This is a genomic window from Paractinoplanes durhamensis, from assembly GCF_016862175.1.
Lineage (GTDB): Bacteria > Actinomycetota > Actinomycetes > Mycobacteriales > Micromonosporaceae > Actinoplanes > Actinoplanes durhamensis.
Window position 1 is genome coordinate 34,632 of record NZ_BOML01000026.1, and the last position, 16,894, is coordinate 51,525.

The 16,894-nt window shown below is 72.0% G+C and carries 14 protein-coding genes; 7 read left to right on the forward strand and 7 right to left on the reverse strand.

Annotated features, from left to right (window positions below; all coding sequences use genetic code 11):
* The first annotated feature begins 125 nt into the window (after positions 1 to 125).
* The gene (locus tag Adu01nite_RS15575) at positions 126 to 935 is read left to right on the forward strand and encodes a hypothetical protein (RefSeq protein ID WP_203727565.1); all 810 of its coding nucleotides are present in this window, start codon (positions 126 to 128) and stop codon (positions 933 to 935) included.
* A 41-nt stretch (positions 936 to 976) separates the two neighbouring features.
* A complete protein-coding gene (locus Adu01nite_RS15580) occupies positions 977 to 2,020 on the forward strand; it encodes an LLM class flavin-dependent oxidoreductase (RefSeq protein ID WP_203727566.1) in 1,044 nt (347 codons plus the stop codon).
* Positions 2,021 to 2,160: 140 nt separating this feature from the next.
* On the opposite strand, the gene Adu01nite_RS15585 is transcribed toward Adu01nite_RS15580, so the two are convergent.
* Positions 2,161 to 3,636 carry a methyltransferase domain-containing protein gene (locus tag Adu01nite_RS15585; protein ID WP_203727567.1) on the reverse strand — a complete coding sequence of 492 codons (1,476 nt, stop codon included), beginning with the start codon at positions 3,634 to 3,636 and terminating at the stop codon, positions 2,161 to 2,163.
* Positions 3,637 to 3,695: 59 nt separating this feature from the next.
* Here Adu01nite_RS15585 and Adu01nite_RS15590 point away from each other — a divergent pair, with 59 nt between their 5' ends.
* Genes Adu01nite_RS15590 through Adu01nite_RS15600 form a run of 3 tightly spaced genes read left to right on the forward strand, consistent with a single transcriptional unit; the run spans position 3,696 to position 6,607 of the window.
* Positions 3,696 to 4,493, forward strand: coding sequence for a DUF1684 domain-containing protein (locus tag Adu01nite_RS15590; RefSeq protein WP_203727568.1), 798 nt, complete (start codon positions 3,696 to 3,698; stop codon positions 4,491 to 4,493).
* 52 nt (positions 4,494 to 4,545) lie between these two features.
* Positions 4,546 to 6,165 carry a PP2C family protein-serine/threonine phosphatase gene (locus Adu01nite_RS15595; protein ID WP_203727569.1) on the forward strand — a complete coding sequence of 540 codons (1,620 nt, stop codon included), beginning with the start codon at positions 4,546 to 4,548 and terminating at the stop codon, positions 6,163 to 6,165.
* Between the two features lie 10 nt (positions 6,166 to 6,175).
* The gene (locus Adu01nite_RS15600) at positions 6,176 to 6,607 is read left to right on the forward strand and encodes a response regulator (protein WP_239132440.1); all 432 of its coding nucleotides are present in this window, start codon (positions 6,176 to 6,178) and stop codon (positions 6,605 to 6,607) included.
* Here the strand turns inward: Adu01nite_RS15600 and Adu01nite_RS15605 are convergent.
* The 5 genes from Adu01nite_RS15605 to Adu01nite_RS15625 all read right to left on the reverse strand — a co-directional run bounded on the left by Adu01nite_RS15605 (position 6,526) and on the right by Adu01nite_RS15625 (position 13,745).
* Positions 6,526 to 8,760: an ATP-binding protein gene (locus tag Adu01nite_RS15605; protein WP_203727571.1), complete on the reverse strand. Its 2,235-nt coding sequence runs from the start codon at positions 8,758 to 8,760 to the stop codon at positions 6,526 to 6,528. The genes Adu01nite_RS15600 and Adu01nite_RS15605 overlap by 82 nt on opposite strands.
* A 26-nt stretch (positions 8,761 to 8,786) precedes the next feature.
* On the reverse strand, positions 8,787 to 10,625 hold the full coding sequence (locus tag Adu01nite_RS15610) for an arabinofuranosidase catalytic domain-containing protein (protein ID WP_203727572.1): 1,839 nt from the start codon (positions 10,623 to 10,625) through the stop codon (positions 8,787 to 8,789).
* A gap of 138 nt (positions 10,626 to 10,763) precedes the next feature.
* The gene (locus Adu01nite_RS15615; RefSeq protein WP_203727573.1) at positions 10,764 to 12,326 is read right to left on the reverse strand and encodes an efflux permease Rv1217c-related protein; all 1,563 of its coding nucleotides are present in this window, start codon (positions 12,324 to 12,326) and stop codon (positions 10,764 to 10,766) included.
* Positions 12,323 to 13,069 (reverse strand): ABC transporter ATP-binding protein, encoded by a 747-nt coding sequence (locus Adu01nite_RS15620; RefSeq protein WP_203727574.1) that lies wholly within the window; start codon positions 13,067 to 13,069, stop codon positions 12,323 to 12,325. Before Adu01nite_RS15620 ends, Adu01nite_RS15615 begins: the two co-directional genes overlap by 4 nt.
* A gap of 103 nt (positions 13,070 to 13,172) precedes the next feature.
* A complete protein-coding gene (locus Adu01nite_RS15625) occupies positions 13,173 to 13,745 on the reverse strand; it encodes a TetR/AcrR family transcriptional regulator (RefSeq protein WP_203727575.1) in 573 nt (190 codons plus the stop codon).
* An 88-nt stretch (positions 13,746 to 13,833) separates the two neighbouring features.
* Here Adu01nite_RS15625 and Adu01nite_RS15630 point away from each other — a divergent pair, with 88 nt between their 5' ends.
* On the forward strand, positions 13,834 to 14,715 hold the full coding sequence (locus tag Adu01nite_RS15630; RefSeq protein WP_203727576.1) for an SDR family oxidoreductase: 882 nt from the start codon (positions 13,834 to 13,836) through the stop codon (positions 14,713 to 14,715).
* Positions 14,716 to 14,759: 44 nt separating this feature from the next.
* On the opposite strand, the gene Adu01nite_RS15635 is transcribed toward Adu01nite_RS15630, so the two are convergent.
* Entirely contained in the window at positions 14,760 to 16,115 is a 1,356-nt protein-coding gene (locus Adu01nite_RS15635; protein WP_203727577.1) for a DUF1996 domain-containing protein, read from the reverse strand.
* 184 nt (positions 16,116 to 16,299) lie between these two features.
* Here Adu01nite_RS15635 and Adu01nite_RS15640 point away from each other — a divergent pair, with 184 nt between their 5' ends.
* Positions 16,300 to 16,887: a TetR/AcrR family transcriptional regulator gene (locus tag Adu01nite_RS15640; protein WP_203727578.1), complete on the forward strand. Its 588-nt coding sequence runs from the start codon at positions 16,300 to 16,302 to the stop codon at positions 16,885 to 16,887.
* The last annotated feature ends 7 nt before the right edge of the window (positions 16,888 to 16,894 follow it).

Sequence of the window (16,894 nt, forward strand, 5' to 3'; positions counted from 1 at the left end):
ACACAGATTCCCCGCAATGTATTCCTCCCCGTGAATGCCCTCGCGGGCCGCCCCGGAGCCTAGAGCAACGACGATCACCGCGCGGACCGCGCAGAAGGATCGTGCGGTGTGGTGAACTGGGTGGCGTGCAGATACGTCCCGCGGAACTGGCGGCTATCCGGGCCGGCGACATCGATGTGGCGTTCCGCCGGTGGGACCGGCCGCGACTCAAGATCGGCACCCGGATGCGTACCGCGGTCGGACTGGTCGAGGTCACGTCCGTGGACCCCGTGCCGGCGGAGTCGCTGACTGCCGCCGACGCCCGCCGGGCCGGCGCGGCATCGCTGGCCGCGCTCCGCCAGGGACTGGACCGCCTGCACCCCGAACGGCCGGTGTATCGGATCGGCCTGCGCTACGCCGGCGCCGACCCGCGGCAAGCGCTGCGGGAGGCGGTACCCGACACCGCCGAGATCGACGCGATCGTCGCGGGCCTCGACCGGCTCGACCGTGCCTCGCCGACCGGCCCGTGGACCCGCACGACACTCCTGCTGATCGACGAACTGCCGGCCACCCGGGCACCCGACCTCGCCCAACGGATGAGCCGAGACACACCCTCGTTCAAGCTGAACGTACGCAAGCTGAAGGAGCGCGGCCTGACCGAGTCACTCGACATCGGTTACCGGCTCTCCGCACGCGGCGCCGCCGTCCTGGACCACGAGGGCCATCCCCGGCCGGCCCAGGCCCGATCGGCCCCGGAGCCGGGCACGCCGCTGCCACACATCGGCGCTCCCGCAACCCGGGCGCTCACCGCACACGGCGTGGTCCGCCTCGAACAGGTGGCCGCCCTCAGCGAGACCGAGGTCAAGGCGCTGCACGGAGTCGGCCCCTACGCCGTTGACCGGCTGCGAACGGCATTGACCGAGGCCGGCCTCACCTTCCGCGACGGCCCCGGGTGACAGGCGGGAATCCGGGCGCTGGTGGTGGGGTTGGTCGGGGCGTGGAGAAGAAGATCGGGTTTTTGTCGTTCGGGCACTGGCGTGACGCTGCCGGGTCGCAGACCCGCAGTGCTGGGGACTCGCTGCTGCAGACCATTGAGTTGGCTGAAGCCGCTGAGGAACTTGGGGTTGATGGGGCCTATGTCCGGGTTCACCATTTTGAGCGGCAGCTTGCCTCGCCGTTTCCTTTGCTCTCTGCCATCGGGGCTCGCACCCGGCGCATCGAGATCGGGACCGGCGTTATCGATATGCGGTATGAGAATCCCTTCTACATGGCCGAGGAAGCTGCTGCTGCCGACCTCATCAGTGGTGGGCGGCTTCAGCTCGGGGTCAGCCGGGGATCTCCGGAGACTGTGCTCAACGGGGCCTACACCTTTGGCTACGTGCCGCCGGAGGGCAGCACCGCGGCCGACCTCGCTCGGGAGAAGACGGCCATCTTCCTGGAAGCGATCAGCGGCAAAGCCGTGGCCCGCACCGATCCGGCCCGCACCGGGATCAGCGGTGGGCTTGCCATTCAACCTCAGGCGCCTGGGCTGCGGGACCGCATCTGGTGGGGTGCCGGCACCCGGCAGACCGCGCAATGGGCCGCCGAGCAGGGCATGAATCTGCAGAGCTCGACTCTTCTGTCCGAGGACACCGGCGTGCCTTTCGACCAGCTTCAGGCCGAGCAGATTGCGCTCTACCGGGCCGCCTGGGCTGACGCAGGGCACAGCCGCGAACCCCGGGTCTCCGTCTCCCGCAGCGTGCTGCCGATCACCGAGGAGATCGACCGGATCTACTTCGGCAGTCAGGAGCAGGAGGACCAGGTCGGTCTGCTTGAAGGGGTTCGGTCGCGCTTCGGGCGGACCTACGCCGGCGAGCCCGATCACATCGCTGCCGAACTTGCCAAGGACGAAGCCGTTCGGGTCGCTGACTCGGTGCTCTTCACCGTGCCCAACCAGCTTGGGGTTGCCTACAACGCTCGGATTCTGGAGACGATCGTCAAGCACATCGCGCCGGCCATCGGGTGGTCGGCCAAGTTCCGGAACCAGGATGGGTCGAGGTAACGACGCCTGTCGATGAGAGCGCTCTCGCCCGAATCCCCCATCCCTTCGGGAGAGTCTCATGCAGCAACTCATCCCCCGGCGCCGGCTGGTGTCGGTGGCGCCGCGTCGTCGGTCGGGGTCAGCGCTGGTGAGGACCTGAACTAGAGGGCTCGGCCGCGCCTCGCCACCGTGAGCAGGTGGGTGGTCGGCCAGTCGAGCGGCCGGCCGTCGGTGTCGGTCAGGGCGGCGACCGGGGCGATGCGGTTGTCGATCACCCAGTCGTTGCGGGTCGGCTTCGAGGACGGGTCCAGCTCGAAGCCGGCCTCGGCCAGCAGTTCCCGCCAGTCGGCGAAGCTCAGGCCGCAGAACTGCTCCTGGGTCTCGGACAGCCAGTTGTCCAGGTAGTCCTTGCGGGTCAGGTAGTCCATCGCGGCGCCCAGCTCGATCCGCACCGTGTCGTCGCCGACCGGCTCGTAGTCGAACGGGAACGCGAAATCCACCGCGAACTGGTCGAGCCGGGCCCGGGTGGAGAGGCTTCCGACGTACGCCGGAACGTGGTCTTCGCTGTTGAGATCTCGCCGGGGTTTCGCCGGATTGGCGCCGTCAGCGGTGGAGAGCCGAAGCAACACCTGGCGGTGCGGGTCGTCGGGGCCGCAGACGTCGCTGTTGATCCAGACGCCGCCGGGGGTGGTGTGGTCGTAGATCCGCCGGATGAACTGCCGGAGCGAGGCGCGCTGCTTGCCGTACGACCAGATCTCGTGGGTCAGCGCGAACGTCAGCGTGGTGTCGATCGAGCGGTCCGCGAAGATCGCGCCGCCGAGGACGTTGCGCTGGTAGAAGTACACGTTGGCGTTCTGGAAGACGCCCTGGGCCTTCTTGTGCACGCACTCCTGGTAGAGGTGGCGGGCCACCTCGACGCCGATCAGGTCGCTCTCGTGCAGGCCGGGCTCGCGGTCGGCCAGCTCCAGCAGGGAGCCGGCGCCGCAGCCGATGTCGACGATCCGGCCCGGCCGGACGTAGCCCGCGACGGCCTTCCACTTCCGGTCGGCGGCGTCGGCGAAGGCCTCCGCGTACGTCCGGTAGTCGCGGGTGGCGGTCAGGCCGCCCTCGTCGCCGACCAGGGGATCGTTGACCGCGGTGCGGACCGCCTCGACCAAGCGGTAGCGCTCGTAGACGTCGATGGTGGCCGGGTGGGCCAGGTCGCGCCAGGTCTCGTCGCCGGCCGCCAGGCGCAGCAGCACTTCCCACGGGCGCTCCTCGTCCTCCTCCACGCCCTGGACCGGGTAGCCGAGCTTCTCGTAGAGGGCCGACACCGACGGCGTCGAGCAGGCGACCACCGTGTTGTCGGGGGTCAGGTCCAGGCCGGTCACCACCGCCACGGTCTTCAGCGTCACCTCGGCGAAGGCGTTGGTCGGGGCGGTGTCGAAGATGGGTACGACGATCGAGTGGAGGCCGGTCAGGGCGCTCAGGCGCTCGATGGCGGCCTCGCGACGGTGGTACGGGATCGGGTTGCGCTTGGTGTTCTCGTGGTTGGCCGAGGTCACCGCCCAGATCACCGTCGCGTCCAGCGTCCGCAGGTAGTCGGCCTGGAAGCGGGTCAGCAGGTGATGGCGGCCAGGGAACAGCACGTAGCGCATTCGCGAGATCCTAACCCCGGGACTATTCCTATCGTACGAGTAGGGATAGGCTGGACGGCATGGCGACAGATGAGTGGGCGCAGTGGCACACCGCGCACGAGCAGCAGCTGGCCTCCCCGCACGGGTTCCTGGCCATCACCAGCCTGAACTTCCTCAACGAGACGCCGCAGCGCTTCCCCGACGCGCCCGGTTCGTGGTCGACCGGGGCCGGCGGAGTGATCGTCGAGCTGGCCGACGATGAATCGCTGATCGTCGACGGTGCGAAGGTCGGCGGCCGCGTCGAGCTCGGGGTCATCGCCGAGCGCGGCGGCATCAACGTCGAGGCCGGCGACGCCGTCATCGAGGTGGCCAAGCGCGGCGGCTTCGACATCATCCGGCCGCGGCACCCGTCGAACGCGCTGCGGTCCGAGTTCCACGGCACCCCGGCCTACGAGCCGACCGACAAGTGGGTGCTGACCGGTCAGTTCGTGCCGTTCGCCGAGCCGCGGGACATCACCGTGGGGGCCGCGGTCGAAGGGCTCGAGCACATCTACGAGTCGCCCGGCCAGGTGGAATTCGAGGCGCTCGGCACTCCCCTGGCGCTGACCGTCTTCAACGGGCGTACGCCGGGGTCGCTCTTCGCGCTCTTCACCGACGAGACGTCGGGCGTCACCACCTACGCGGCCAACCGGAGCCTGGCCATCGACGTGCCCGATCCGGACGGGACCGTGGTGCTCGACTTCACCCGGGCCACCAATTTGCCGTGCGCCTACACGGATTTTGCGACCTGCCCGCTTCCGCCCGCCGAGAATAGACTGCCGGTGGCGGTGGAAGCCGGCGAGAAGATCCCGTACGAGCGGGCCGGAAGTTTGTCCTAGGGCAACTATTGCCCCATAATGATCCGCCGACCGGTACGGAAGGCGGTGCGGAATGCCAGAACTCGCTCTTACCTGGGCAACGGCCCTGCACCGCCTGTGGCAGGGCGTCATCGCGATCGACGACCGGGAGGACCTGGGCGACCTGGTGCTCCCCCCGCTGATGGCCCTGCCCGGGGTCGGTGCGGTCTGGGGCCTGCGGCACCGCGCCGGCGGCGAGTTCCTGGCGCACCGCTGGGCGGGCCTGCCGTTGGAGAGTGACGACCGGATTCTCGCCGAGCGGTTCGCGGTCAGCGGCGAGGAGGCGACGGCCGCGTTCGGCACCCTGGCCGCGCACGGCCTGACCCGGGTGCTGGCCGCCCGGTTCGACGTCGCCGGCGAGGCGTCCGGCACCATCCTGGTCGCGGTGGACGACCGCGCCGACGCCCGGTTCGTCGCCACCTGCCTGGCCCAGGTCGTCGAGGTGACCCGGGAGGCGGTCCGCCGGATCGCCGCGCACCGGGCCGAGCAACAGCAGCAGACCCGCGACGCGCTGCTCGCCGAGGCGTCGCTGCAGATGGACGCGGTGCTCGACGCCACCCAGACGATGCACCGGGTGGCCCGGATGACCGTGCCGGCCATCGCCGAGGGCTGCCTGGTCTTCCTGTCCGAGAACGGCCGGCCGGTGCTGCACAGCGGCGTGCACGTGGACATGCGGCGGCTGTCCGCGATGCTCGACGACCCGGCGCAGACCGGCCGCCTCGCCGAGTTCGCGGCCACCGCCGTCCGGGACGGCGCGTCCCGGAACGCCGGGGCCGACGCCCAGGTGCTGCGCGCCCGCGGCCGGGTCATCGGGGTGCTGGTCTTCCTGTTCGACCGGGACGCCGACCGGATCCCGCCGGCCGCGTTCCTGCGCGACGTCGCCTCCCGGGCCGCGCTCGCGATCGACAACAGCACCCTCTACGAGCAGCGGCGCCGCGAGGTGGCGGCGATGCAGCAGCATCTGCTGCCGAACCGCCTGCCGGTCGTGGCCGGCCTGTCGGTCGCGGCGTCGTACACCGTCGGCGACGAGGTCCTCGAGGTCGGCGGCGACTTCTACGACGTGGTGGAACGCGGCGACGGCGCGGTGGCGGCGCTGATCGGCGACGTGTGCGGCCGCGGCGTCGAGGCGGCCGCGCTGACCGGCCTGGCCCGGCACACCCTGGCCGCGCTGCTCGCCGAGGGCATCTCCCCGGTGCGGGCGATGAGCAGCCTCAACGCCCGGCTGCACCGGCACGGGTCCTGGCGGTTCATCACCGCGGGCGTGGCCCTGCTGCGCCCGGCCGGCGACGGCTTCCGGGCCGACTGGACCTCGGCCGGGCACCCGGCGCCGGTCGTGCTGCGCCGCCGGCCGCCGAACGGGCCGGGCCGCGGCGGCGGGGTGCCGCTGGGCATCCTGCCGCGGGCGAAACTGGGCCGGTCCCGGTTGTCCCTCGGCCCCGGCGATACGCTGGTGCTGTTCACCGACGGGCTCACCGAGTGCCGGGACGCGGACGGCCGGATGTTCGAGGAGAGCGCCTTCGCCGCGACGCTCGACCGGCTGCGCGGGGCGCCCGCCGACCTTCTGGTGAAGGAGTTGGGCCAGGCGGCGGCCGCGTTCGGCGGCGGGCAGGCCGACGACGCCGCGATCGTGGCACTCCAGGTGGGGGAAAACTGACTTGATCTTCGTGACCGAGGACTCCGCCGAGGACATCGAGGCGATCGAGCGGGCGATCGGCCGGTCCCATCCGGGTCTGCGGGCCGAGTTCTTCTCGTCCGGCGCCGAGATGCTGGCCCGGCTGGCCACCACCCGGCCGCGCCTGCTGCTGCTCGACCTCAACATGCCCGGCGAGAGCGGCCTGGACGTCATCCGGCGGGTCCGCGCCGACGACACCCTGGCCGACCTGACCATCATCGTCTTCACCTCGTCCGAGGAGCCGGCCGAGGCGGACGCCTGCTACGCCGCCGGCGCGGACAGCTACATCTACAAGCCGCTCAACTTCGCCCTGTTCCAGAGCGTGCTGAGCCGCACCCTGGACTATTGGCTCAACCGGCCGGCCGCCGGGAACGACGCCCGGATCGTGGTGCCGCCGTCCGGGGAGTCCTCCGCCCAGACCTGACCGCCGTGCCGCTCGACGATCCGGCGCACGATCGCGAGGCCCGCGCCGGACCCCTCCAGTTCGGCCGCCGGATGCAGCCGCCGGAACAGCTGGAAGGCCTGTTCGCGCAGGTGCGGTGGCATGCCGATGCCGTTGTCCCGGACGACCAGGGTGTCCGCCGACGCCACGCCGGCCGCCACCCGCCGGTCGCCGTCCCGCCGGGCGTACTTGGCCGCGTTCACCAGCAGGTTCACCAGGACCTGGTCGAGCAGGACCGGATCGGCGTCGAGCATCTCGCCCGGCTCGGGCAGGCCCACCTCGACCGACGCCTCGGTCAGCCGCGGGCCGGCCACCTCCAGCGCGCGCAGCACCGCGACGCGCAGGTCCACCTGCTCCCGGCGCAGCTCGGTGCGGCCGATCCGGGAGTAGTAGAGCAACGCGTTCAGCAACGCGTCCATCCGGGCGGCGAGCCGCTGGATGGCGGCGAGCCGGCGGGCGGTGACCGGGTCGACGTCGGTCGCGTCCTCGGTGATGAAGGTGGCGGTGTTCGCGATGCCGCGCAACGGCTCCTTCAGGTCGTGCGCGGCGGCGTGCGCGAACGAATCCAGGTCGATGTTGCTGCGCAGGAGCTCGCTGTTCAGCGCGGACAGCCGGCGGGCGTGCGCCGCCGCGATCCCCATCACCGCCCGGCCGAACTCGACCGCCATCGCCAGGTCGTTGGCCGTCCACGGCGTGCTCCGGCCGCGCACCGAGGCCAGGAAGACGGCGGTCGAGCCGCGCGGGGTCAGCCGGCGGCCGTGCGGGCCGAGCCGGACCGGCTCGGCCGGATCGGTCGCCCAGCGGCGGGCGACCGAACGCTCCCGGCGCAGCCACACCACACAGTCCCGGCCCAGCCCGGTCGGCAGCACCAGCGCACCGGCGAGGGCGGCCGCGTGCCCGGCCAGCGCCGGCAGGTCCTCGCCCAGCCGGTCGCTGTGCCACGGCTCGCCGGCGGTCAGCTCCGGCAGCGCGTCGAACAGGGCGGACACCACCGCGGAGCCCGGATCGTCGCCCTGCACGGTGATCCGGTCCGCGTCCCGCACCAGCACCGCGTCGCTCTCGATCACCTCGCTCAGCCCGGCCGGGCTTTCCGGCCAACCGGCCGACGGCTCGGCGGTGATCTGCTCCAGCAGCCGGGCGATCATGGTGCGGGACCGCTCCCGGGCGGCCGCCTCGTCATGCTCGCGCAGCGCGGCCAGGTGCAGCGACAGCGCCACCCCGAAGAACTCGCAGGCGGCCCGGACCTGCGGGCCGAGGATCGTGACGTCGCGGCCGTGGCAGGCGATCAGCCCCCACAGCCGCCCGCCGGACAGCAGGGAGACCGACATCGACGACCGGACGCCGATGTTGCGGAGGTACTCCAGGTGGAATTCCGAGACGGTCCGCAGCACCGACAGGGACAGGTCGAGCGGCGGTTCCGGTGGCACCAGCCGGGCGGTGGCGTCGTCCACGTCGGCGATCACCCGGATCCAGTTGCTCTCGTACAGCCGGCGGGCCTGCGGCGGGATGTCGGTCGCCGGGAACCACAGGCCGAGCCACGGCTCCCAGTCGCCGACGACGTCCTCGGCGATCACCTCGCCGGGCCCGTCGGCGGACTCGAACCGGTAGGCGACGACCCGGTCGTAGCCGGTGAGCTCGCGGATCTCGGTCACCGCCGCGCGGCACGCGTCGGTCACCGTCGCGGCCCGTTGCAGCCGCATCAGCGCCTGGCGCACCGGGCCGTAGAACCCGGCGAACTCCTGGGCCAAACCGGCCGGCTCGAACTCCAGCATCAGCCGGGCGCCGGACCGGTGCACGGTGACGTCGAACCGCCCGGACGCCAGCTCCACCGGCATCATCGCGGTGCTGCCGGTGTCCGCGTCGGCGAGCGCGGTCAGCGTCTCGAACTGCCCGGCCGTGAGCAGCGCGTCCACCGGCGCACCGGCGACCGCCGCCGGCCCGAGCTTCCCGGCGGCGTTGGCGCTGACCACGGCGATCCGGCCGGCCTCGACGGCGACCAGCGCGCCGTACGACTGCACCCCGCCGAGCAGATGAATCGGCTCCTGCACGCACTGTCCGAGGTCGAAGGTCGCGCCGGCCTCTTTCTCGGCCGCCGCGACCCTCGCCGAAACCCAGCCCGGTGTTCTCTCGATCACCGACCGACCCTATGCGAAGGGCGGCGTCAGCTCAGCGCGAACTTCTGCGCCGCGCTGCCGTTGCAGTCGTAGATCTGCAGCCGGGTGCCGTTCGCGGTGGTGCCGTTGGGCGAGTCCAGGCAGCGGCCCGACTGCGGGTTCTTCAGCGATCCGTCGGCCTGCTGCTGCCAGACCTGGCCGCCGACACCGTTGCAGTCGTACAGCTCCACCTGCGTACCGTTGGCGGTGCCGTTGCCGTTGATGTCGAGGCAGCGGCCGAGTGTCTTCAGTGCGCCGTTGGACTGTTGCGCCCAGTGCTGGTCGGCCGCGTAGGACTGGCAGTCCCACAGCTGCACCGCGGCCAGGTTGCCGCCGGTGTCATCGGCCGCCACGTCCACGCACTTGCTGCCCGGCCCGGTCACCGCGCCGCCGCCGTTGACCGCGAACTTCTGGGCGGCGGCGCCGTTGCAATCCCAGATCTGCAGCCGTACGCCGTTGGCCGTCGAGCCGTTCGGCGAGTCGACGCAGCGGCCCGACTGCGGGTTCTTCAGCGATCCGTCGGCCTGCTGGATCCACTTCTGGCCACCGACCCCGTTGCAGTCCCAGAGTTCCAGCTGGGCGCCGCCGGCCGTGCCGTTGCCGACGATGTCCAGGCAGCGGTTGAGCGTCCGCAGCGTGTTGTCGGCCAGGTGGGTCCAGCGCTGGTCCTCGGCGTAACTCTGGCAGTCCCAGAGCTGGACGCCGGCGCCGTTGACGCCGGTGTCGTCGGCGGCCACGTCCATGCACTTGCCGCCGGGGCCGGTCACCGTGCCGGCCGAGCCGTTGATCACATTGGTCTGGCCCGAGTAGCCCGCCGCCACCACGTTGGCCTGGACCGCGTTCTCGGCCGCGTCGGTCGGGTAGCCCGACGTCATCGCGCCCTCGAACCAGGTGCCCCGGTTGCGGTTGCTGTTGTCGCCGCCGATCGCCAGGATGATGCCGCCCTCCTGGTGCATCGGCTTGTAGCCGCTCTTGTCGGTCGGGAGCGACCCGTTGTACCAGGTGGTCAGGCCGCCCGACTGCGAGTTGCCACCCTTCAGGGCGTACGTCGTCTGGCCGTTGTTCTTCAGCACCGCGGTGACGAACGCCGAGTTGTTGCCGGCGTTCGGGTTGGAGCCGTTGCCGCCCTGGAACATGCCGTTCTCCAGGTCCGCCTCCATCCACGGGCCGGAACCCTGGCACGGCGCGAAGTAGCAGGTGGTGGCGATGCTGACCGCGTCCATGTGGCCGTTGCCGGTGTCGTTCGGGGTGGACTCGGCATTGCCGTAGTCGAAGCAGCAGTCCGAACCGACGTGCGTGCCGCTGGCGACCATGTAGACACCCTCGGGCTGGCCGTTGACCGCCACCCCGGACGCGACGCCGGTGTACCGGTAGCCGACGCCGGGGGTGCCCCAGATGCCGTACACCTTGTGGCCGCCCGCGGTCACCGCGATCGCACTCGCGTTCGCGCCGCGGTCGCCGCTGCCGGCGCTGCCGTTCGGCGCGATCGAGAGGTCGTTGTGCCGGGTGGTCTGGTCCCAGATCTTGCTGATCCGGCAGGTGGTGCCGTTGCAGAAGGCGTCCTGGTCGGCGGCGTCGGCGTAGCCACCGGCGGCGAGGGTGCCGACGTCGTCGGTGGCGCCGTCGGAGGCCCGGGTCACCTGGTAGAGCCGGCCGCTGTAGGCGCCGAACAGGGCCCGGGTGGTGCTGTGCGCGGCCACGCAGGGCGTGCCGTTCGCGGCGTAGATGTCGCAGGTCATCGAGGTGGCGGCGCTGGCCGCGCCGGCCAGCCCGACGATGGTGCCGGCGACGAGGGCCAGCACGGCGAAGGCGCGGCGGACGAGTGGGGACAGACGATGCTTGAGCATGGGGGCGCTCCTGGGGAAAGGACGGCGCTGACATTCACGGGTGTCGACATCCCACGCCGGAAATTACGCTCGCACGCTCGAATGCGTCAATAAGCGCTAAATCATGTTCGATTTTGTTTGCCCTATTGGGCAACACTCTTAACCGCCGAGGTCACGGCGGCGGTAGGCCACGGTGCCGGCGGTGCAGGCCAGCACGGCAAAAGCGATCATGACGGCCGCGGCGGGAAGGTCCGGGCTTCTTGCGGGTACGGGCGCCAGATGGGTGTACGGCGAGAGCGTCAGCAGCCGGCCCGGCATCCGGACCGCCTCGCCCAGCGTGACCAGCAGGAACCCGCCGATCGTCGGGATCGCGCCCAACAGGGCCACCGCCCGCGGCGCAACGCCGACGGCCAGCACCGCCGCGCCGAGGCTGAGCGCGACCACCGGCAGCACGTTTGCCGCACCGGCCAGCGCGGCCGCCGGCCCCAGCCTCGACCCGCCCGCCCACAGCGCCACCGCCGCCACCAGCGCCAGAACCAGTGCTCCCGTGCCGGCCGCCAGCATCTCGGCGCCCAGCCACCGCCATCGCGGGACCGGGCCGGCGCAGGCGAGCGCGTGCCGGCCCGCCACCTCGTCGCCGATGAAGGCCGCCAGCCGAGATGCGACGAATCCGCCGGCCGGCATCGTGAGCAGGACGAACAGCGTGGCCGCATAACCGGCCGGGGTGCCGAGGCCGGTGGCGCCGCCCTGCTCGGCCAGCTCGGCGAGGCGCGGGTTGTCCCGCAGCAGGTCGGTCACGGACCCCGCGACCAGGCCGATCAGCAGGTAGAACGCGCCCATCCCGAGCGACCAGGCGACGATCGGGAGGCGGGCGCGGCGCAGGGCGAACGCGGCCGGGGAGCCGAGCAGCGCGTAGCTCGGGCGACGGCGGCCCGGCCCGCCCAGCCGGGCGCCGCGCACGTCCCGGCCGCGAGCCGCGCGGCCGGCCAGCACGATCAGGGTGGCGTCGGCGACGGCGAGGGTCAGCAACGGCAGCCATCGGCCGGGGCCGAACGGCTCGCTCAGCTCGACCAGGCCGAGCGGGGTCAGCCAGCGCAGCCAGGCCAGGCCGGCGAAGCCGTCGGCGACCATCCGCAGCAGCAGGCCCACGCCGAGCAAGCCGGCCGCCACACCGGTCGCCGCCGCCCGCGACGCGAACAGCTGGGCGGTGCCGGCCGCCGTCGCCACCCCGGCCGCGCCGACCAGGGCCAGGCCGGTCGCGTGCAGCGCCGCGCCGCGGACCCCGGCGGTGAGCAACCCGGCCGCGACCACGACCCACACCGCGGCCATGACCGTGAGCAGCACGGCCACCTGCCGGCCGAGCACACCGGACACCGTCGTCCGGCCGGACAGCAGCAGATCCCAGCGTCCACTCTGCTCCTCGCCGCGCGAGATGCGCGTCATGACGAGCACACCCCAGCCGCCGAGGATCAGCGCGAGCACCGTCCCGGTCCGCCAGACGGTGAACCCGCCCGGGTCGCCGAGCCCGGACGGCGTGCCGAAGAGGGTGCGGATCGCCCGGTTGCCCGCGATCGCGGCCAGTTGCGCCCGCTCCGGCGGACCGGTGACCACGCTGCGGTAGGTGCCGGCGACGAGCGCGGTCATCCCGCCGGTGACGACGACCACGACGATCGCGCTCCGGCGGACCTGCCGCAGCGTGAGCCGGACGATCGCGCCGTTCATCGCGCGGGCTTGCCGTAGTAGCCGAGGAAGATCTCCTCGAGGGACAGCTCGCGGCCCGCCGGGCCGGTGCCTGCGGTCCGGTGCAGGTGGCGCAGTTCGGCGACGGTGGCGACCTCGAGCAGCCGGCCGGCCCGCAGGATCGCCACCCGGTCGCAGACCGCCTCCACCTCGTCGAGCTGGTGCGAGCTCAGGAACACCGCCTGACCCCGGTCGCGGGCCTCGGTGACCGCCCGGCGGAACTCGCGCTCCATCAGCGGGTCGAGGCCGCTGGCCGGCTCGTCCAGGATCAGCAGCGGGGCGCGGGTGGCGAACGCGGCGACCAGGGCGACCTTCTGCCGGTTGCCGGTCGAGTAGGTGCGGGCCGGGCGGTCCAGGTCGAGGGCGAACCGGTCGATCAGCTCGGCGCGGTAGGCCGGGTCCACCCCCGGCCCGAGATTCGCCAGCAGTTCGAGGGTCTCGGCGCCGGTCAGAAAGGGCCACAGCGAAACGTCAGCCGGAACGTACGCAAGGAATTGATGTGCTCTGGCGACGTCGCTCGCCTCCGCGCCGAAGATGGTGGCGCGGCCGGCGGTGGGGCGAGCTTGGCCGAGCAGCAGGCGGATGGTCGTCGACTTGCCGGCGCCGTTCGGGCCGAGGAAACCGAACACCTCGCCCGGGCGGACCTCGAGATCCAGATCGTCGAGGGCGACGAGCGATCCATAGTGCTTGGTCAGGTGCTCGGTGCGGATCGCGGTGCTGGTCATCACGGGCTCCGATCGACAGACGCCATCACGACGCCGACCAGACTTCCCGGCTCACCTACCGGTCACCGTACGCCCCGCCCGCACCCCGCGGGTTGCCGGCCGCTCAGCCCAGCGCCGCACTCGCCGCCCGCAGCTCGGCCAGGGCGGCCAGCGCATGCGGGGCGAAGTCGCCCTTGGCGTCGCCGCCGGACCACGTGGCGTAGCCCCGCTTGAACGCCAGCAGGCCCAGCTCACCGGCGAGCGCCGCGGTCGGGTCGGGCACGCCCCGGTCGGTCAGGGCGGCGGTCATCGCGGCCGCGAGGCTGACGCTCTTGAGGGCGTCGCGCTCCTGCAGCTCGGTGCTGGCCGCGACGGCGGCCTTGAGCCGCGGGGCGATCTCGCGGCTGATGTCGCCGAACGCGGTCGAGGCGCGCTCCAGACCGGCGGCGACCGCATCGAGCGGGCCGGCCCCGGCCGGCGCCTCGGTGATCCCCTGCGTCAGCAGCAGGCTCAGCGCTTCCTGCCCGGCCACCAGCAGCTCACGCTTGTCGGGGAAGTGCCGGAAGAAGGTGCTCTTGGTGACGCCGGCGCGCTCGGCGATCTGCGCGACCGTGGTGGCGTCGTATCCCTGCTCGGTGAACAGGTCGACGGCCGCCAGCACGAGGCGTTCCCGTGCCCCCGGCTCCCATCGACCCATGGTTCCCATCATAGTTGACGGGACTCTTGTCCCATCACCTGGTAGCGTTCGACGGGACAAGAGTCCCATCACTTGTGGGGAGCATCCCATGCGCGTCTTCATCACCGGCGGCACCGGCCTGATCGGCACCGCCGTCGTCGCCGAGCTGCTCGGCCACGGCCACACCGTCCTCGCCCTCGCCCGCTCCGACGATTCCGCGAAGGCGGTCGAGGCGGCCGGCGCCGAGGCGCTGCGCGGAAGCCTCGCCGACCTGGACGCCGTGCGGGCCGGCGCCGCCGGGGCCGACGGCGTGATCCACCTCGCCTTCGCCAACGACTTCAGCAGCCCCGAGGCCCTCGGGCAGGCGATCGCCGAGGAGACCGCGGCCATCACCACGGTCGGTGCGGCGCTCACCGGCAGCGACCGGCCCTTCGTGGTCGTCTCCGGCACACCCTGGATTTCGGGCCGCGCCTCCACCGAGGCCGACCCACTGCCGACCGACGGGCCGGTCGGCGGGCGCGGCCGCACCGTCACCGCAACCCTGGCTCTGGCCTCGCGCGGGGTCCGGGTGAGCGCCGTGCGCCTCCCGCGCACGGTGCACAACGAGGGCGCCGGTGGCTTCGCCGGCCTGCTGACCACCATGGCGCGCCAGAGCGGCGTGTCCGGCTACCCGGGCGACGGCGCCCAGCGCTGGCCGGCCGTGCACGCGCTCGACGCGGCCGTCCTGTTCCGGCTCGCCCTGGAAAAGGCCGAGCCGGGCACGTCCTGGCACGCCGTGGACGACGAGGGCGACGCGGTGCGCGACATCGCCGCGGTCATCGGCCGGCGGCTCGGCCTGCCGGTCCGGTCGGTACCGGCCGAGACCTTCGGCCCGCTCGGCCCGGTCTTCGCGGCCAACCAGCCCGCGTCCAGCGCGCACACCCGGCAGGCGCTCGGCTGGGAGCCGACGCACCCGAGCCTGCTGGCGGATCTGGAGAACATTCAGCCCTGACCGGACGGGGCCGGCGTCACCAGGGCGCCGGCCCCGGGCGTACGTCAGAAATTGCCCTCGGTGTTGCACTTGGCCTTTTGCACGAGGCAGTTCTTCACCCGCTGGCTCTGGGCCAGGTTGTCCCAGGCGAAGAACGCGTCGCCGTGCATCGACGACGCCATGCCCGAGGCCAGCCGGAGGCCGTTGGCCGAGCCCTGGGTCGGGTAGGAGATGAGGAAGGACAGGTTCGGGATCGCGATCGGGTAGTCGCCGGTGCAGGCGCCGGTGTAGCTGTACGAGACGTGCGCCTTGTGGGTCGGGCTGTCCAGGTGCTTGCCGTCCCAGCAGTCCTGGAAGACCAGGTGGAACATCAGGACGGCGGTGGAGGCGCAGATCGGCCAGTTGCCGTCGGCGCTGCGGCCGATCTGACCGCCGGGGCCGGCGCAGTAGAACGCGTTGACCGAGCCGTCCGGGGTCGGGGTCTGCAGCTTGGCGTCGCCCGCGATCATCCGGAAGCCCTGGGGGAAGGGCTTGGTGACGCTCGGGTCGGTGATCCGGGAACCGTAGTAGACGACCACGTCCTTCGGCTCGATCGCCTGGTCACCGTTGTAGAGGGTGGGAATCCAGTACGCCGAGAGGTCGGGCGCCGGCTTGCAGCTCGTGCCCGCGTTGGCCAGCAGCGTCTGGGTGGTGGTGTTGGCGTCGGTCTTGTCGTTGCCGAGGAACGTGTGCATGTGCGACGCGCCCGGCATGCCCGGGAAGATGATCGGGTCGTCCGGGCGCGAGTGGCTGTAGGTGCAGCTGGCGTTGAACTCGGACACCCGGACCGTGCCGGCCGGGACCGCGCGCGGCGTCAGCGCGTTGAACTCGGCCAGCTGGGCGTTCCAGGCGGCCTGGTTGATCGGGATCCAGCCGGGGCCGTCGGTGGTGGTGCCGTCGCCGAACGAGAACCAGTTGATGTTGACGAAGTCGCCGCCGGTGGTGTTCTTCAGGAGCGCGAACACGGTCTGCGCGCCGGTCGGGTGGGTGGCCGCGGTGGCGGTCGCCGTGGTCCAGGCCTGCCAGCCGCCGGTGTTGGGGACGGCGAGAGTGGCCAGGACCGGGCCGGTGTTCGAACCGGTGCGCAACTCGATGCTGCCGGTGCCGGTGGCCGAGGCCACCCGCGCGCCGATCGTCAGCGTGCCGGCCGCGCCGAGGTCGACGCCGTCGTAGCGCAGCCAGTCGCCGTTGGCGAGGTAGGCGGCGTTCTGCCCGCCGCCGGTGTCGGCGGTGGCTTCCAGTTGCACTCCGGATTGCGCGGCGTACGCCTCGGCCTGGACGGTGATCGTGGCGGCCTCGGCCGTCGCGGGCGCCAGGACGAGCGTCGCGGCGGCGGCCAGGGTGGCGGCTACCAGCACGCGAATTCGTGGGGATGAATGCATGACACTCCTTCGGGGATCGGGGATTGGAGGAGTGCCCAGGAGTATCGAGGCTCGGGAAGCGCTCTCTCAACATCGACCCGTTTTAATCGCCGCCATGTGTCGAAACATGCGCGAAATCCCGGGAAGCGCTTCCCCGGCCTACGTCGCGGTATTCTGACGCGAACCGTTCAGCAACGAGGCGATGATGGCTATCCGAACGACCGCGCCGGGCCGGCCCCGGGATCCGGAGGTGGACCGGCGGATCGCCCGGGCCGCGCTGGACACCTTCGGCGAGCTCGGCTGGGCCGGGTTCGCGATGGAGGTGGTCGCCCGCCGCGCCGGGGTCGGGAAGGCGTCGCTCTATCTACGGTGGAGCAGCAAGGAAGCGCTGCTCACCGACGCGCTGACCACCGGTCTGGTCCGGATGAACGATGTGGACACCGGGACCGTCCGCGGTGATCTCGTCGAGCTGGCCACCCAGATGCTCGACCTCTACGCCGGGCCGTCCCGCGGGGCGGCGATGCGGCTGGCCCTGGAGGCCGGGTCGATCCCGGGCATCGCCGAGAACTACGCCGCGATGCGCACGTCGCAGATCCAGGCCGCGCGGGCGATCGTCCGGCGCGGCATCACGCGGGGCGAGTTACCGGCCGGCACCCCGGTCACGCTGCTGCTGGACACGCTGATCGGCGGCGCGATGATGCACGCCCTGAGCAGCCCGGCCTTCGACACCGCCACCTACGCGGGGCAGTTGGTGGACTTCCTGCTCGGCTCCCCCAGTCACCCATTCGAGTGACAGCTAC